Origin of the sequence: Shewanella oncorhynchi (assembly GCF_030848765.1) — a bacterium.
GTDB lineage: Bacteria > Pseudomonadota > Gammaproteobacteria > Enterobacterales > Shewanellaceae > Shewanella > Shewanella oncorhynchi.
Genome location: NZ_CP132914.1, coordinates 4,358,793 through 4,376,037 on the forward strand (window position 1 = coordinate 4,358,793; position 17,245 = coordinate 4,376,037).

At 49.8% G+C, this 17,245-nt stretch carries 17 protein-coding genes; 6 read left to right on the forward strand and 11 right to left on the reverse strand.

Going from position 1 to position 17,245, the window contains the following annotated elements:
- Positions 1-91: 91 nt before the first annotated feature.
- The 3 genes from RA178_RS19355 to RA178_RS19365 form a co-directional block, all read right to left on the reverse strand.
- Positions 92-547 (reverse strand): GNAT family N-acetyltransferase, encoded by a 456-nt coding sequence (locus RA178_RS19355; protein WP_306685430.1) that lies wholly within the window; start codon positions 545-547, stop codon positions 92-94.
- Positions 548-710: 163 nt separating this feature from the next.
- Positions 711-2,339, reverse strand: coding sequence for a DHA2 family efflux MFS transporter permease subunit (locus RA178_RS19360; RefSeq protein ID WP_306683399.1), 1,629 nt, complete (start codon positions 2,337-2,339; stop codon positions 711-713).
- Position 2,340: 1 nt separating this feature from the next.
- The gene (locus RA178_RS19365) at positions 2,341-3,399 is read right to left on the reverse strand and encodes an HlyD family secretion protein (protein ID WP_306683401.1); all 1,059 of its coding nucleotides are present in this window, start codon (positions 3,397-3,399) and stop codon (positions 2,341-2,343) included.
- Positions 3,400-3,493: 94 nt separating this feature from the next.
- Here RA178_RS19365 and RA178_RS19370 point away from each other — a divergent pair, with 94 nt between their 5' ends.
- Both RA178_RS19370 and mscL read left to right on the forward strand, forming a co-directional pair.
- Positions 3,494-4,438, forward strand: a complete 945-nt coding sequence (locus tag RA178_RS19370; protein WP_168827308.1) for a LysR family transcriptional regulator — start codon at positions 3,494-3,496, stop codon at positions 4,436-4,438.
- Positions 4,439-4,641: 203 nt separating this feature from the next.
- Positions 4,642-5,052 carry a large-conductance mechanosensitive channel protein MscL gene (gene mscL, locus RA178_RS19375; RefSeq protein ID WP_105250328.1) on the forward strand — a complete coding sequence of 137 codons (411 nt, stop codon included), beginning with the start codon at positions 4,642-4,644 and terminating at the stop codon, positions 5,050-5,052.
- A 76-nt stretch (positions 5,053-5,128) separates the two neighbouring features.
- Here the strand turns inward: mscL and RA178_RS19380 are convergent, their stop codons facing one another.
- From RA178_RS19380 to RA178_RS19410, 7 genes are all read right to left on the reverse strand, one after another.
- Positions 5,129-5,452 (reverse strand): antibiotic biosynthesis monooxygenase family protein, encoded by a 324-nt coding sequence (locus RA178_RS19380; protein WP_025008611.1) that lies wholly within the window; start codon positions 5,450-5,452, stop codon positions 5,129-5,131.
- A gap of 171 nt (positions 5,453-5,623) precedes the next feature.
- The gene (locus RA178_RS19385) at positions 5,624-8,848 is read right to left on the reverse strand and encodes an efflux RND transporter permease subunit (protein ID WP_306683406.1); all 3,225 of its coding nucleotides are present in this window, start codon (positions 8,846-8,848) and stop codon (positions 5,624-5,626) included.
- A 29-nt stretch (positions 8,849-8,877) separates the two neighbouring features.
- Positions 8,878-10,143 carry an efflux RND transporter periplasmic adaptor subunit gene (locus RA178_RS19390; protein WP_306683408.1) on the reverse strand — a complete coding sequence of 422 codons (1,266 nt, stop codon included), beginning with the start codon at positions 10,141-10,143 and terminating at the stop codon, positions 8,878-8,880.
- 10 nt (positions 10,144-10,153) lie between these two features.
- A complete protein-coding gene (locus tag RA178_RS19395; RefSeq protein WP_306683410.1) occupies positions 10,154-11,632 on the reverse strand; it encodes a TolC family protein in 1,479 nt (492 codons plus the stop codon).
- Between the two features lie 328 nt (positions 11,633-11,960).
- Positions 11,961-12,404, reverse strand: coding sequence for a hypothetical protein (locus RA178_RS19400; RefSeq protein WP_306685431.1), 444 nt, complete (start codon positions 12,402-12,404; stop codon positions 11,961-11,963).
- A 169-nt stretch (positions 12,405-12,573) separates the two neighbouring features.
- Positions 12,574-12,783 (reverse strand): DUF3012 domain-containing protein, encoded by a 210-nt coding sequence (locus RA178_RS19405; protein ID WP_113939200.1) that lies wholly within the window; start codon positions 12,781-12,783, stop codon positions 12,574-12,576.
- A 36-nt stretch (positions 12,784-12,819) separates the two neighbouring features.
- The gene (locus tag RA178_RS19410; protein ID WP_105250333.1) at positions 12,820-13,185 is read right to left on the reverse strand and encodes a SpoIIAA family protein; all 366 of its coding nucleotides are present in this window, start codon (positions 13,183-13,185) and stop codon (positions 12,820-12,822) included.
- Between the two features lie 136 nt (positions 13,186-13,321).
- On the opposite strand from RA178_RS19410, the gene arfB reads away from it, so the two are divergent.
- From arfB to RA178_RS19430, 4 genes are all read left to right on the forward strand, one after another.
- Complete coding sequence (gene arfB / locus RA178_RS19415; protein ID WP_011787977.1) at positions 13,322-13,753, forward strand: alternative ribosome rescue aminoacyl-tRNA hydrolase ArfB; 432 nt, start codon at positions 13,322-13,324, stop codon at positions 13,751-13,753.
- Between the two features lie 287 nt (positions 13,754-14,040).
- Positions 14,041-14,481 (forward strand): type II 3-dehydroquinate dehydratase, encoded by a 441-nt coding sequence (gene aroQ / locus RA178_RS19420; RefSeq protein WP_028759381.1) that lies wholly within the window; start codon positions 14,041-14,043, stop codon positions 14,479-14,481.
- Positions 14,482-14,517: 36 nt separating this feature from the next.
- Positions 14,518-14,967 (forward strand): acetyl-CoA carboxylase biotin carboxyl carrier protein, encoded by a 450-nt coding sequence (gene accB / locus RA178_RS19425; protein WP_173496246.1) that lies wholly within the window; start codon positions 14,518-14,520, stop codon positions 14,965-14,967.
- An 81-nt stretch (positions 14,968-15,048) separates the two neighbouring features.
- Positions 15,049-15,726 (forward strand): SDR family NAD(P)-dependent oxidoreductase, encoded by a 678-nt coding sequence (locus tag RA178_RS19430; RefSeq protein ID WP_173496245.1) that lies wholly within the window; start codon positions 15,049-15,051, stop codon positions 15,724-15,726.
- A gap of 54 nt (positions 15,727-15,780) precedes the next feature.
- Here the strand turns inward: RA178_RS19430 and RA178_RS19435 are convergent, their stop codons facing one another.
- Complete coding sequence (locus tag RA178_RS19435; RefSeq protein WP_105250336.1) at positions 15,781-17,004, reverse strand: MFS transporter; 1,224 nt, start codon at positions 17,002-17,004, stop codon at positions 15,781-15,783.
- Positions 17,005-17,245 lie beyond the last annotated feature (241 nt).

Below are 17,245 nucleotides of genomic sequence, written 5' to 3' on the forward strand. Positions count from 1 at the left end.
CTTATTGGCTTAATGTTGAATGTTTATATGCCAAGCTTTTGTTGATCGCTTATGTTGATAATTGATGTAGATAACTCATATTGATAGCCGCTTATGCTGATTGATAGCGCATATCCAAATGGGGAATACCATCTTCTAAGTACATCTCAGAGCAGGCGACAAAGCCGAGTTTTTGATAGAAAGCTTTGAGGTAATCTTGGGCGCCAATTTGGATCCCCGCATCGGGCCAAGTCGTCAGTGCTGATTCAATGGCGTGCTGCATTAAAGGCATGGCTAGCCCTTTGCCTCGACCCGCTGGCGATACCACCACACGGCCGATACTCGCCTCAGGATAACTCAACCCCGGCGGCAAAATACGCGCGTAGGCAAGCAGCTCCCCGTCTGACGATAAGCCGATCAAATGCTGGGTTTCTGGATGCCTATCCTTATCGTCAAGCTCAGGATAAGCGCAGGCCTGCTCTACCACAAACACATCGACTCTTAGCTTCAATATGTCGTATAGGGTATTGGCATTTAATTGATTAAATGTAAGATTTTGCCACTGCAAACGATTATCCCTCTGCAAATCATCGAAAAAGAACTTTGAGTCTACCACAGCATAAAGACCATAAAAAAGCGCCTTAATCCGCGAGGACTAAGGCGCAAAGCTGTTGCGCAAACCAATAGATCTGGGGAAATCTATGGCGACAACAGGATAACGAAAAACGTTATTACTCGACCATGGCATCGTGGGCCACAGGCCCTGTCGGTTTACGGATCAGCAGCACAGCGAATACGGCGATGAGTAGCAGAGCGCCCATGATGTAAAACACATCGTTATAGGCCTGAATATAAGCTTGCTGACTCATGGTTTTGCCCAGTAAGGCTTTCGCCTGCGCGGCGGCGGTATAGGGATCTGAACCTCCCGCCTGCAACATACTTGCGCTTTGGGTTAAATAATCCTGTGCTTGCGTGCTCACTGCGGGTAAAGATTCCTTAATATGGGCCAAATGCCCGCGCGCCAGTGTGTCTGATAGGGTCGCGACCAGCGCGATACCAAAAGCGCCGCCTAAGTTACGCATCACGTTTAATACCGTCGACGCCGAAGCATTTTCATGGGGTTTTAAATGCATGGTCGCAAGCATTCCAATTGGCACCAGAATAAAAGGCTGACCTAATGCCCGCACTACTTGCGAGGCGATCATCTGCGGTCCGGCATAATCTGCGGTCATCTGGCTATTCATGTAATAGCTAATGGCGAACATTAAAAAGCCAAAAGCAGCGAGATAACGACTATCGAAGCGCTCCATCAATTTCGGCACTAAGGGCAAGACCAATAGCTGCGGAAATCCCATCCACATAATCACACCACCAATTTCTAACGGTGTGTAATCATGGACTTGTGATAGATAAAGCGGGATCAAATAAATAGCGCCGAATAGTGCCATGCCCAGTAAAAAATACGCCACGGTAGAGAGCACAAAATCACGCTTACCGAGCAGGCGCAAATTCACTAACGGCTCTTTACGCCTTAGCTGGATCCAAACAAACAACACCAGATTCACGACGGCAATAATGGCCAGATTACGAATGAGTTCTGAACCAAACCAGTCCTTGCGGTTACCTTCTTCGAGCACCACTTCAAGGCAACCCATCCCTAGCGCCATAGTGACTATGCCCGCCAGATCGACATTCTTCAGCTTATCCCAAACGACCGACTGCTTCTCTAAACCGTAGGCCAACATGGCCATCACCAACAAACCCGGTGGCACATTGATATAAAACAGATAATGCCAGCTAAATTGCTCGGTCAGCCAACCGCCTAAGGTCGGGCCGATTGAAGGCGCAAAAGTCGCCGTCACGCCAAATAACGCCATGCCGACGGCACGTTTGTTATCGGGTAAAAACTCAAGAATAAGCCTAAAGGCCAGCGGAATTAGTGCGCCACCAAAGAAACCCTGTAGCGCCCGAAAGGCGATCATGGCCTCTAAGTTCCACGCGATTGAGCAAAGCACAGAAGCAAAGATAAAAGCAGCCGTGGTCCATAACAGATAACGCCTGACCGACAATCCCGTGCTGAGCCAGCCAGAGAGCGGGATCGCGATCATCTCAGCAACCAGATACGCGGTTGAAATCCAACTGCCTTCTTCGAGCGTTGCCCCAAGACTGCCTTGAATCTCCTTCATCGATGCATTGGTGATTTGAATATCGAGGATCGCCATGAAGGCACCGATCAAACCACCAAATACCGCAATCCATGAACGGCGACTGCCACGCTCATAATCAGTAGGCTTTCTAGGTACACTGATGCCCTGCGCCTCCATATCGGCAGACGCAGTGATAGAGCCAGTTGCACTCATACTAACGACCTGTATTTGCAGCGATTGCCGATATTGTAGGACCCGACGCCGTATCCACTTTCACGACCGCACTTAAGCCCGGTAGCATGTGTGCTTCTTCCTCAGACAAATCTAAGCGAATACGCACGGGAATACGCTGCACGATTTTAGTGAAGTTACCTGTGGCGTTTTCCGCAGGCAGTAGACTGAATTTGGCTCCGGACGCCGGTGACAGACTATCGATAACACCTATAAAGGTTTTGTCGGGAAACGCATCGAGACTGACCTGCACCGACTGTCCTGGTTGCATATGTTGGATCTGGGTCTCTTTAAAGTTCGCCGTGATCCACACAGCCCCATCCGGAACCAAACTGTAGAGTGCTTGGCCGGGTTGCACGTACTGCCCCACCATAGCGCCACGTTTACCAATCACCCCAGAAAAAGGTGCGGTCACACGGGTATCATTTAATTGAATTTTCGCCAGTTCTAAAGTCGCATCGGCCTGCTCTACTACTGAGCCCGCCTGATCTAATTGGGCATTAAAAACCGCTAACTCCCGTTGCTTTGCCACTAACACGGCTTGAGCTTCATCGAGACGGGCGGCGGCAGAATCAAATCCGGCCTGTAGTTGGTCGACATCATCTTGGGAGCTGTAATTACTGACTTTAAGCTTTTTTGAACGGCTCAATTGTTGTTGTGCCCGTATTTTATCGGCCTTTGCCGCCACCACGCCTGCGCTGGCTTGAGTGATTAAAGCCCGTTGCAACTCAACCTTAGCGGCTAAGGTTTGCAAGTCCGCCTTCGCACTCGCCTGTGAGGCTTCGGCTTGACTCACTTTGGCACTAAACTGGTTATCTTCTAGCTGAGCTAATAACTCACCCTTTTGCACATGCTGGTTATCAGTTACATCGCTTAACACAACGTAGCCAGGCACTTTCACGCTGATATGGGAAATATCGGCCTCAACATAAGCGTTATCCGTGGTTTCGATAAAACGTACCTGTGTCCACCAGTAATAACCGCCTCCCGCAACTGCAGCGAGTAACAGTGGAACGGCGATAATGAGTTTACTTTTGGACATGAATGACTCCTTGATTAGTGATATCTAGTGTACTACTGTCTCACTAAGTTTATTAGTCAGTAAAAAATCAACCCACTGTTTCACAGGTGTAACAATGATGGATCTCAATCGCGTGCAAATTTTCGCTCAAGTGGTCGAGCAAGGTAGCTTTACGGGTGCCGCCAAAGCCCTTGGGCTCACTAAGGCAACCGTCAGTCGTAAGATAGCCGAGCTCGAAGCCGATACCGGCACACAACTGCTGTTTCGCACCACCAGAGCCCTAAAACTCACCGAAGCAGGATCAAGTTATTACAACAGGATCAATAAGATCCTCAGCGATCTGCAGAGCGCCGAAAATCAGCTCAGCGCCCAACAGCAATTGATTAAAGGCAATCTAAAAATTGTCTGCCCAATTGAATTAGGCCAATTGTTTTTAGGGCCGATTTTCGCGCAGTTTTTAACGCTTTATCCCGAAATCACCATAGAGGCTGAACTCACCAATCGAAAGGTTGATGTGATAGAAGAAGGCATAGATCTGTTATTTCAAATTGCCGATTCTGGCGACACTCGCTTGCAAAGCTATGCCTTAGTCAACGCCCATAAATCGCTCATGGCAAGCCCAGCTTATTTAGCTGCCCATGGAACGCCCAAGGTGCCACAGGACTTAGCCAAACATAAAGCGATTCGCTTGCAGTCGGCGCATATTGAAGGTGCGTGGAAATTATTCGATGGCAAAACTTGGATTGTCGCCGAGCCCAAGACTCAACTGACGGTAAACAATGTCACCCTCGCTCGCGAGGCCGCCATAGCGGGGCTTGGGATCACTGCGGTGCCATCCATCATAGCCCAAGTCGCATTAGAAAAAGGCGATTTAATCCCGCTACTAGATGACTATCCAATGGTGCAAACTAAGGTAGTGCTTAGCTATCCACAGCGGGCATATCTACCGCGAAAATACCGCGTCTTTATCGAATTCATCTATAGCTCCCTATTTAAACGTTGGGGATCGCAAGTCTTAGAAGTCCCTGATTTTATCGGCCATGCCGATCTAGATGAATAAATCGAATGCCCAAAAAAGTAACAATTGTTACTTTGTAAAGTGTAAATCATTGCCTTGAGGATAAATCCTCTATGTCAGAATTGCCTTAATCCATAAGCCCCTATAAGCTTGGCAAGGTAACAGGCTGCAAAAGACCTTAGGTTTTCCTGATACAGTTTGCACAATAAAATTTAACATTTAATCTCAATTTTGGAGGAAACCTAATGAGCTTAATTAAAGAGTTCAAGGCTTTTGCGTCCCGTGGCAATGTGATCGACATGGCCGTTGGTATCATCATAGGTGCCGCATTCGGCAAAATCGTCTCGTCCTTCGTGGCTGATGTCATCATGCCACCGATAGGTATCATCCTAGGTGGCGTGAATTTTAGTGATTTGAGCATAGTGCTACAGGCAGCTCAAGGCGATGCGCCTTCTGTGGTCATTGCCTATGGCAAATTCATTCAGACTATTATCGACTTTACGATTATCGCCTTCGCCATTTTTATGGGTTTAAAAGCCATTAACACCCTAAAACGCAAGGAAGAAGATGCGCCAAAAGCGCCACCAGCACCGACCAAAGAAGAAGAGTTGCTGTCTGAAATCCGCGATCTATTGAAAGCTCAACAAGAAAAATAATCTCAAACTTAAGTGTCACGCATAAAAAACCCATCTCTAGAGATGGGTTTTGTTTTTACATCAGCGAGATAAGTGATTACTCAGCTTCAACATGCACAGTTTCACTGTAATCTTGCACTACTTCTGCCACCCGAATGCGATAAGAGTTAAACAAACAGGGCACTATACCCGTTTGCTCGGCAATGCTGTGGGCCATCTGATTGCGCCATTGGGTAATAGAGGCTTGGTCCTCCCAAAACGACAGGCTTAGTACTTTGCCATCGTCGGTTAAGCTCTGAAAACGTTCGATCGAAATCAATCCCTTGCGGCCTTCTAAATATTGGCGCATTTCAGCGGCCACGTGCAGATACTCTTCCTTCCCTTCCTTTGTCGGGATGACTTCAAAAATTACCGCAATCATAATGTTCTCCAGAAATGAATGTCCTTAATGTCGACTCTAAGACTAGCCCATCTATCACTCTTTAGCTCACTGATTTTTAGAGTTTTAGTCTATGTGATAACCCTGCCTACAACGAAAGGCAATAACCCGAAACATAACAAGTTATTGCCCACGATGACGGTTTACTTGTGGTTAACCGAGCTCATCAATGCGCTTATCGCCGCGATATAGCCAGCGATACAAGGTCGGCAAGACGAGTAAGGTCAGCGCCGTCGAGCTAAACAAGCCACCAATAATCACCACTGCCAGCGGCTTTTGGATCTCACTGCCGACACCCGATGACAATAAAATCGGGATCAAACCTAAGGCCGAGGTCAGTGCCGTCATCAATACCGGCCGCAAACGCCCAACTGTGCCCTCATAAACACAATCATAGAGTGCTTCGCCGCTTTGTCTGCGCTGATTAATCGAATCCACCAGCACTACACCGTTGAGCACAGCCACCCCAAATAGAGTGATAAAGCCAATAGAGCTAGGCACAGATAAATAAGTGCCACTGACATACAGGGCCACTATGCCGCCAATCAAAGCTAAGGGCACGTTCGCCATGATGAGCAACACTTGCTTGAATGAACCAAAGGAGAAGTACAACAACAAGGCTATCAAGGCGATAGAAATCGGCACCACTAGCATCAACTTTTGCTGCGCCCGCTGCTGATTCTCATATTGGCCGCCAATGATCACTGTATATCCCGCAGGCAAATCCGCCTTTGGCACTAGAGCATAAATATCTTTTACAACCGAGCCCATATCGCGTCCTGCCACGTTGGCCTGCACCACAACACGGCGCTGCACATCGTCACGGCGAATATTCGGCGGCGCCATTTCCACTTCGACGCTGGCGACTTCCCCTAAGCGCACTGTGGCGCCATTTGTACCACTGAGTAATAAGTCTTTAATCGCATCAGGGCTTTGGCGAAACTCGGCCGCGAGTCGCACATTGATGTCGTATCTGGCATTGCCATCGATCACTTGCCCTGCACTCGCGCCGCCAATGCCTTGGCTGACGAGGCTCATCACTTGATCGACACTGATGCCGTAACGCGCCAATAGCTCGCGTTTGGGCCGCACGACTAATTGCGCCTCGCCGCTCACTTGCTCAAGCGACACATCCACGGCACCGGGGATTTTCGCAACGAGATCAGTAAGTGCTTGGCCTTTCTGTGACAATACCGCTAAATCAGGGCCGAAGATTTTAATCGCTAGCTGGGCTTTTACCCCCGAAAGTAATTCATCTACCCGAGTCGCAATCGGCTGCGAAAAGGTCAACAAGAGTCCGGGGAACACGCTGAGTTTTTCCTCCATCAAGCGTTGCAGTTCCAAGCGCGAGCTTGCCGACTGCCACTCTGCTATCGGTTTCAAGCCAATATAGACTTCAATATTACTCACAGGCTCAGGATCGCCGCCCAGTTCAGGCGCACCAATGCGGCTCAGGGCATATTCCACCTCGGGAAATGCTAGCAAAATAGCCTCAAGCTTAGGTGCGACTTGGAACGAAGTCCCTAAACTCGCCGTTGGTGCCAGCGTCACCCTCAAGTTAATCGTGCCTTCCTCCAGTTCAGGCACAAATTCGGTACCCAGCCTTGGTAGCAATAATAGACTCAAGCCGAACATCACCAAGGCGCTGAGCATCACCACCTTTGGCCTAGCAAGCGTTGCCGTGAGTAGCTTGCGATAAGCGGCATCCAGCGGTGCTAAAACCACACTTTGTTTGAGCACCACACCGCGCTTAAAAAGATACACTGCAAGGGCTGGCACGGCAATCAGCGCCACCAGCAAGGCCGACATCATTGCCAAAATAATACTGACCGCCATCGGCTGGAACAGCTTGCCTTCAACCCCTTCAAGGGCAAATAATGGCGCAAATACGACGATAATAATGGCGGTGGCGAAGAAGATTGGACTACATACCTCTTTCGCCGCGAGCATTATCCGAATAACCATATTCGATTCGCTGACATCACCACAGGCTTTAGCACCATCCTCCTCACTGTGATAGGGATCATCCTCACCATCGGCACGCGCCCTCGCCTCGGATAAATGGCGGCGATCAGGTTGAGTTAAGTGTTTGAAAATATTCTCTACCATCACCACAGAGCCATCGACTAACATACCAATCGCCACAGCTAAGCCGCCGAGCGACATCAGGTTTGCCGACAAACCATAATAGGACATCACCATAAGTGCGAGCCCGATAGACACTGGAATCGACAACAGCACCAGCAAGGTCGCGCGGATATTGACGAGGAACAACGCCAAAATCACCACGATAAACACAAAGGCCATTAGCAGCGCATCGCGCACTGTGGTCACAGCCTTATCGACCAGATCCGCTTGGTCGTAAAACACCTCAAAGGACACGCCATCGGGCAATGCCTGCTCGATAAGGCTCACCCGCGCACCAATATCGTCAATCGTCGCCTTAGTGTTTGCCCCCATACGTTTGAGCACGACACCAGCCACCACTTCACCGAGATTTTGCACTTGGCCCGATTCATCGCGGCGCGTCATAGTCACAGCCCCGACACGGATCTCACTGCCGAAATCCACCTGAGCGATATCGCCAATACGCACTGGCGTACCCCTGGCTTCGGTCAGAGGGATCTGCGCGATCGCCGTTAATCCAGCGTCTCCTGCGGGCAACATGCCATAGCCGCGCACCACAAGTTGCTCTTGGCCTTGGTCCATAAACCAACCGCCAGCGTTACGGTTATTGCTCTCTAGCGCTTCTGTCACCTGCGCCATAGACAAGCCATAGGCACGCAGTTTATTCGGGTCGACCTGCACTTGGTATTGGCGCACATCGCCACCAAAAGACAAGACTTCAGTCACGCCGCCCACGGGCATCAATATCAACTTCACCAGATAATCATTTAAGCTACGCAGCTCGGCGGCATTAATGCCAGAGTTAGGTTCGGCGCGCAGAATGTACTGATAAATCTGCCCTAATCCCGAGGTATTGGGGCCGATTTCAGGCACTCCGACGCCGCTTGGGATCATCTCCCGCGCCGCCTGCAACTGTTCAAACACTTGCTGACGAGCGAAGTAAATATCCGTCCCCTCGGCAAATACCACAGTCACAATCGACAAGCCAGTGCGCGATAACGAGCGCACCTCAGTCACAGCTGGCAAGGCGTACATGGCCGATTCCACCGGATAACTGATGAGTTTTTCCACCTCTTCAGCGGCTAAGCCTTCGGCCGCTGTATTGATGGTCACTTGCACGTTCGTCACATCAGGAAAGGCATCGAGATTCAACTTTGGCAGCATGGCCACGCAGCCCACAATCACGGCGAGCAGAGCCAATACCACTAACAGCCGATTTTTAATCGCGGCTTCGATTAACTTTTGCAACATAGAAAATCTCCAAAATGAGGGCGCTCATATTAGTGGGCGTGAATATCAAAGCCCGCTTTCGCCTGCTCGGATGCCAAGAAGAACGCGCCAGCCACCACAACCTTGAGCTGTGCCTGTTGGGCTTTTTCAAGCTCAGGTCCACGCACTAGACTCAAGCCGCGTTGACGCTGCACCACTTCTACCTCAATGGACTCGAAGCCATCCTCATCTTGAATAAAAATCTGCCAATCGCCATCGCCGCCACGGGTCAACGCCGCATCGGGCAGCACTATGCCACTGCCGTTTGGATCGGTAGTAGAGCCAGCAAAATAGAGTTCAGCAAATTGCCCCGCATGCAACACATGATCAGGATTGTGCATACTCACCAGCACTTGCTCGGTGCGCGTTACGCTGTCGAGTTCATGGGAGCGACCGATTATCTTACCTGCCAACGTCTTATCCCCTACTTGCACTAAGGCTGAACTGCCAACCTGGATATGCGTAGTTTGAGTTGGGGTTAACTGCGCCTCCACCCATAAATAGGATTCATCGGTCAGTTGCATTAAGGGCGTGCCCGCGCTAAACACTTGACCTAGCATGGCGATATCCTGCTGCACTCGGCCGTCAATTGGCGCTAAGAGTTGATAACTGCCTATGGCTTCTGGCGTCGATTCCAGTGCACGAATTTGCGCGGGCGTCATCTTAATTGCCTCTAAAATCGCCCGTTTAAGTTCGGCATCCACCTGCGCCTGCATCCGCCGACTGACGCTAACCGCACCTTCACTCATGCGTTTGACTCGACTCCATTCGGCAGCGGCATTAATGTAGTCCGCCTGTGCCTGCGCAACGGCTGCGCCACCCAAGGTAAGTAAAGGCTCACCTTTTTTCACTTCTTGTCCCGGCACCACATGGCGCGCCAACACACGCACATCGAGCTGCGGCGCAAGGGTCGCGGTTCGATCGCGATCCACCACTAAGGTCGCCGTCGCCCTAATATCAAGATTCAAATTGGCTAGGTTCAAGCTATCACTCGACAAAGGTAACAAGCTAATCCCCGCCAAGGCTTGCTGCGCTTCGGTCAATTTCAACGCCTGTTCGCCGTGTTCATCCGTCGGCGCCGTTTGCGTTACCGAATCGCCGCTTGCCTTAGCGACGGGTGCGTGATCACCGCCAGCCAATACAGGCTGAGCGAGAAAGGCCAGCGTGCTCAGCACGAATAATGCGAGCGCGATTTTTGATAGGTTAAACCGACGCTTTTCAGGCGTCGTTACAGCATTCAGTTGAAGGATATTTTCGTGGTGAGTATTTAAATTCATTATTGTGACCTCATGGGTTTACTGTGCGTGCGGCGGCATTAGATGTTATCGAAGGGACTGCATTTAGCTTTTCGATAATGAGCTTTTCGATAAAAGGCATAAGCTGGCCGCTTTCGCCCATCCAAGTTAACCAACTTTGATAGATAGCCGTTTCTAGGTTTAAGCCCACCAAATAACTGGCGGCTAACTGACGACGGCTCTGTAAGTACTCGCTAGTACTCACATCCCCCGCCTGCCATTGTTGGCTTAAGGATTTAGCCGCTTTAGCACCTGACACTTGCACTAACTCACGCCAGTCTTGGTAACGCTCAAGTAAACGCGGTAACGCGTAGAGGACGTGTTTCTGCTTGGCGGTAAGTACTCGCTCACGGGCAAGATAGCCTTGCTCCGCGATCGCGATGCCCTTATCGGCCACTGCTTGTAACTCACTGTAGTTATTGCGAACTTGTAGAGGAATCGACACGCCGACACCGAGCTTATTGTCCGTGCCCTCCTTTTCAGCGCCTAGGCTAATAGTCGGGTCAGCTGAAGCTTCCGCTTTGACTTGCATGACATTAACTCTGGCGAGCAGCACTTGCTGATAAGCACTCGCCAGTGCTGGCAAGGCTGATTTAGAGGTGCCCAACTCGGCCGCTGGCGCTTGCTTAGCCTGAGTCACAAAGAAATGGATCTCCTTGATAAACTCACTAAAAGCGAAATTATTATCCCCAAGTAATTCAATTACTTTGCCATCGGCCACTAAGGCCACCTGCTCGGCTAAGGCGTAGTCGGCAGTATTAGAGGCGACTTCGAGTTGTATCAATTGCAGCTCGACGTTAGACAAATCCCCCGCCGCCAATCGCTGCTCAGCAATATTGAGCTGCGCCTTAGTGAACCTTAATTGCTGCTCGGCAAAGGTCAGCGCCTTACGGCTTTGCGCCTGTTCTGCCAACGCCAGTAAGCGTTCGGCCAACATTTGGCTACGCTCTAACCCTATGTCCGCTAACAGGATTTGCGCTTCAAGCTCGGCACGCTGCGTCGCCACGCCGCGCTTGTCGCCCCAATCGAGGGTTTGGCTCAGCCCTAAGCTGTAGGCATCTGTATCAGCATTTTGATAATTAAGCCCAAGCTCTGGGTTATACACAGCGCGATCTGCCGCCTGAATGGCCAGTTTGGCCTGTTGCTGCCTTACAAGTTGCGCCTGAACCTCAGGTAACTGATTGAACTGTATGAGTAACTCAGGCAACCATTGGCCAAAGTTGACATGTGCCGTGTCGGTTTCTTTGGCGGGTAAGCCCAGTGATTGCGCCTTAAATGCCTCAACTTCAGAGGCATTGATTTCAGGAGCATTGGCTTCAGAGGCTTTGGTTTCAAGGACGTTGACTTCAAGAGAGTCATTTTCTGCCGCGAGGGCAAAGGCTACCAATCCGGCGGCCAATACTAATCCGCAGCTAAACAAGCCCGATCTAAACAGACAAACTAAAGTACGGGCGAGAATCGTTTTTTTCATCGCAAATCCTAACAATATCGAATGTGGATCGGCTGGCTTTTGCGCCCAAAGCGAAACGGCTAGATGTGAGCTTCATTTAAATAGCTCAATGCAAAGCAATCATATCGTTCTGGACATGGCAAATAAGCGCCGATCGAATCATCCCGCCAAGCAATACAGTAACGGCTAAAAAGCCAATGACGGCTCCAACAGTTAACGCTGCGAGCATCAGTTCAAGCGTATCTTTTGGGGGATGAACATAACGGGCTTATCACGCGGCAAAATAGAATAAGATCCAATCAGATGAATCAATCGTCCTAAGCCGAGAAATAAGCCGAATATTGGAGAATTAAGCGATAGGAGGGCGGTATTTAGGTAAATTTTCAGGCGGAAAATAGGATACATCGGTAGACAGATAGACGCTTTCTAACGCCTGTACTGGCTGACTCACTGCCTGAGATAACAGCGCCACATGACCGCCATGGCATTGGCAGTCGAGGCATAGGTCAAAATCTTGTATTTCAGTGGTTTTCACTAAGTGGGAATGAAATCCGTTGCTTTGGTTCTCACCCGCGTGATTACTGGTGACACCCGTGGAGTCCGCAAAGCCTAAGGCTTGCTCGCTTGGACAAACGCAATCGACACATTGGGCCAAAGTGGTTACTTGGGCACTAAATTGCAGATGGGGATGATTATCAGCTTCTTCCGCGCCATTGCCCGCATGTAACTGATGCGCCCCCAAATTCGCGCCAGCAAATTGCAGCACGATAACGGCTATCAGTAGGGTCACCATTCGAGTAAAAAATGGCTTAGCGGTAGAATTCAAATATCACCTATAGCAAATAACGGATAACGGATAACGGAACATCTGACCCGTATGATAAACATAAGTTCACAGCTCGCAAGCAAAGTATTTCAAGCTGTGATCTCTAAAGGCTAACGCTGACTTAAACACCCTGTGCTTATTTAAATACACAGTGCTTAGCGTAATCAGCGGCTTCGTTAGCAGTCCAATCGCCAGACGGCTTATTTTTCATCTGTTTACACCAAGCATCACTGCCCACTTCTGGCGCGCAGGCACTCAGTCCAGCGGTAAATGCCAACACTAACGCAATCGCACTGACCTTAGAAACTGTCAGTGAAGAAAAAGAGCGCGATTTCAATAATGACATACTTAATTCCTTGTAAATATGGCCTAAATTAGACCATTAAATATTTGAACGCTTAGTGATCCAAGCAATCGCTTTGGCTTTCTGTTCGAGTGGAAACCAAGCCACTTCGCCCTGCATAAAAGGCCCGAGTAAGCGTACCGCATTTCCTACCCAATCAGGGCCGCCCACAAACACTAAGGCTTCAAAATTCGGTAACTGGACTTCACCACTACCGGTCAGCGACTCAAACTCCCAGCCTTCGAGTAACACATCCGCCTCAATATACAGGCAAACTTGGCCCCAATCCTTACGATAACTCTTAATCGCAGGCTGTAAACGGGTCCGATAATCGGTGGAGGATAGTCGGCCACTGGCAAAAAGACTGATAACACCCTTAGCAATATCGGGGATTTGGCATAACATAGAGGCACTCCGAATCGAGAACACTTTTGCAGGCAATGGCTTTAGCCAATGCAGTGGCAAAGAATGCGCCCGATGATAACAAATCTATTGGAAAGCCATAAGTCATTATTGATGGCTTCTCAATCCATGCTGAAAAATGCCTAAGTTTGCCATGATAAAAATCTCAAACCGTGTGGAACTTCAGGAAAATGAAATCGAGTGGCAATTTATCCGTTCGAGTGGTGCAGGCGGCCAGCACTTAAATAAAGTGTCCACCGCTGCGCAACTGATTTTCGATATTAAAAGCTCATCATTACCCGAGTTTTACCAAGAACGCTTGCTCAACAAGGCGGATCACCGCATCACTAAAAGCGGCAAAATCATTATCAAATGCCAAGCGAGTCGCAGCCAGGATGCCAATCGCCAAACAGCCTTGGAGCAATTTATCGCCTTAGTTGCCAGTGTCGGTGAAGTGCAGAAAAAACGCATCCCCACCCGCGCCACTAAAGGCAGCCAAACGCGGCGATTAGAGACCAAGAAACAAAAAGGTGCCACTAAGGCCATGCGCCAACAGAAGAGTGACTATTAACTTAGGTGATAGTTAACTTAGGTGACAATTAACTCAACTGACAGCCAACTTAGGCAATTGCTAACTCGGTACCAGAGAAATAACCGCAATTGAACCCAGCCAACAATGGCACAAGATGCCAAAGGTATAATCGGCTCGCACATGATCAGCTCGCACACAATCGACTAACGGATAATGCAAAATCGATTTGAACAGGTTAAGTTAGTGGCCTATGTAGAAAACTGAAATAATTTTTTCCAACTTTAATCCCAGCATTAATCCCAAGGCATGTCGTAAAGGAAAGCGCAATGAGTCACAAAATTTTGCTCGTCAATGGCCCCAATCTCAACCTCTTAGGCCGCCGCGAGCCCAGCGTTTACGGTCATCAAACCTTAGCCGACATAGTGGCGGAGTTAAACCAGCAGGCAAAGTTGGCGGGAGTTGAGCTCGAACATATTCAGTCCAACGCCGAATTTGAGCTAATCAATGCTATTCATGCGACTGATGCCCAGATGATTATTATCAATCCCGCCGCCTTTACTCACACCAGCGTCGCCCTGCGTGATGCCTTGCTTGGCGTGGCAATTCCTTTTTTTGAAGTGCATTTATCCAATGTGCACGCCCGTGAAGCCTTTCGCCACCATTCCTATTTTTCCGATAAGGCGATAGGCGTGATTTGCGGTTTTGGTTCACAGGGTTATGAGTTTGCACTGGCGGCGGCCATTAAGCGGCTCAACCAGCCACAGTAAATTCTATTCAATAGCGTGCTTTGCAAGGGCAGATAAATGGCAATGGATCTTCGTAAAATTAAAAAACTCATTGAGTTAGTACAAGAATCTGACATAGCAGAACTGGCGATCACTGAAGGTGAAGAATCAATTCGCATCACCCGCTACAGCCCTATGCCAGCCAATGTGCAATCGCAGCAAGCGATCCCCAGAGCACCTGTGGCGCCTTTGAATGAACAGGCAAAGCAAACAAGCATTTCGCCAAGTACAGAAGGTTTTGTGCAAGTCTCGCCTATGGTCGGCACTTTTTACGCGGCGGCAGAACTCGATGATGTGCCGCTGGTTAAAGTCGGTCAACGAGTGAGCCAAGGTGAAGTGATCTGCATTATCGAAGCGATGAGAATGATGAATCCCATCCAAGCCGAGCGCGATGGCGTGGTCAGCGCTATTTGGGCCAAAGACGGCGATGAAGTGGCATTCGATCAGCCGCTATTTACCTTAATCTAACCGCTCGCCTTCCCATGAATTGAAGCGCACTTAAATTTAAGATGCGGTTTTCAAGCCAAGACAGCATTAACCGAGGTCACTATGATATTAATTACCGGCGCCAGCAGTGGTTTAGGCGCGGCGCTCGCATCGCTCTACGCCAAAGAGAATGAAGCACTGACACTCACAGGTCGCCATGCCGAGCGTCTGCAAACCGTCGCCAATGCATTAACGCCCTTCTCCAACAAAACGATCGCCGCGATCACCGCCGATCTCGCCAGTGAATCGAGTCTCGAAGCCCTGTTCGATGGCCTAACGCAAGCCCCTAAAACCGTGATCCACTGCGCGGGCAGCGGCTACTTTGGAGCGATTGAAACCCAAGGGGCGAGCGATATCCAAAGCCTGCTCAATAACAATGTCACCTCGACGATTTTGTTAGTGCGGGAATTAGTGAAACGCTATAAGGATCAAGCTGTCACTGTGGTTGTGGTCATGTCCACCGCAGCACTGGCCGCCAAGGCGGGAGAATCCACTTACTGCGCGGCAAAATGGGCGGTGCGGGGATTTATCGAGTCGGTGCGATTAGAGCTTAAACAAAGCCCAATGAAGTTGATTGCCGTGTATCCCGGCGGCATGGACACAGGCTTTTGGCCCAGTAGCGGTAAGGCTTTAGATACCTCAAGCTTTATGTCCGCCGATGAAGCGGCTAGCATGCTCAAACAAGCCTTGGTTGCCACAGAGCATGGTTATATCGCCGATATCACCATACAAAGGGGCTAAATGTGCGGATTCGAGACGCAGAATATGACCACTGCGTCTCTTCCTTAGCACTCACTAGTCGGCGCAGTTCGCTGTGTTTAGGGTAACGACGCGACGGCTTTCTCTGTGGGTCAGCCACCACATCAGCAGTCCACCCAATGACAACAAAGATGCCGCATAACCTGTCGCGGCAATGCCTTGTCCAGACAGTATCACTAAACTGCCCACCCAAGGCCCAATTGCATTGGCAAGATTAAAGGCGCATTGCACTAAAGCGCCTGTCATGGCTTGCCCATCGGGTGCCACATCCATCAATCTGGCTTGCACAATAGTGGCAAGCCCTAACCCACAACCGACAAAAAATACCACGGGCATCAGCGCCCAGTAATGTCCGGTCAAACTCGGGTAAATAGCCAACACCACAGTGCTTAACACTAACGACCAAAACGCCGCCGCTAAGGCCGACTTATCCGCCGCCCAGCCGCAAACTAAGGTGCCCAATGTTGCGCCAATACCAAATACTGCCATCATGATTGGGATCTTAAACGGCTCGACTTGTGTCACTTGGATTAAGGTTTCAGCCAGATAGGTATACACGCAGAAGATACCGCCAAAGCCAATGGCCGCGATACCGAGCGTCAGCCAGACTTCACGATTTTTAAGGGTTTGTAGCTCTTTTTTGGGACTCGCATCAGCGGGCACGGCTTGATTAGGTGCTAAAAAATACACCATTATCGCGGTAATGGTCGCCAAAATCGCCACTATGCCAATGCCCGAGCGCCAGCCCACAGTTTGCCCCATCCAAGTCGCAAACGGCACACCGATAATCGTCGCCAGCGTAAGGCCAATAATCACCCGCGATACGGCGCGGGCCTTCATTTCTGGCGGCACTAGAGAGGCCGCGAGCAACATAGCCACACCAAAATAGGCACCGTGGGGCAAGCCGCTGAGAAAACGAAAAAAGATTAACCAATTCAATGATGGCGCTAACGCACTTAAGCCATTGGCCACCGCCATTAACCCGGCTAAAGCAATCAAGAGTGTTCGCCGTCTGACCCTAACGGCCAGTACCATGATAATTGGCGAACCGACCACAACCCCCAGCGCATAGGCACTAATGGCATAACTCACATGTGCAACCTCTACCCCTAAATCGCTCGCGATATAAGGCACTAAGGTCATGGAAGCAAATTCTGTGGTGCCTAAAGCGAATGTCCCGAGTGCTAAGGCAAGTAACACCCATAATGTACTGGCGCCCTTGTGCTGGTTTTGGGCAGCCTGATTTCTAACAGTATTCAAACCTCTTCTCCGCTATGCTATAAAACGACAACTAGCTAATACCAATCGAATCAAATATCTGTTCATTCAGCGGGAGTTCAACGCGCTTTAGACAAGGCGAAGGCTTGAAGGCATAGTGGTGCTCTGTCGAAAGCCTTAAACGCAGTTTAAAGCGCGTTGAAACCCGCCCTTCGGGAGCCACACAGGCATCACACTCCCGTGTTGCATTGACTTAAAAGGGAATACCATTTCTGCGTCAATG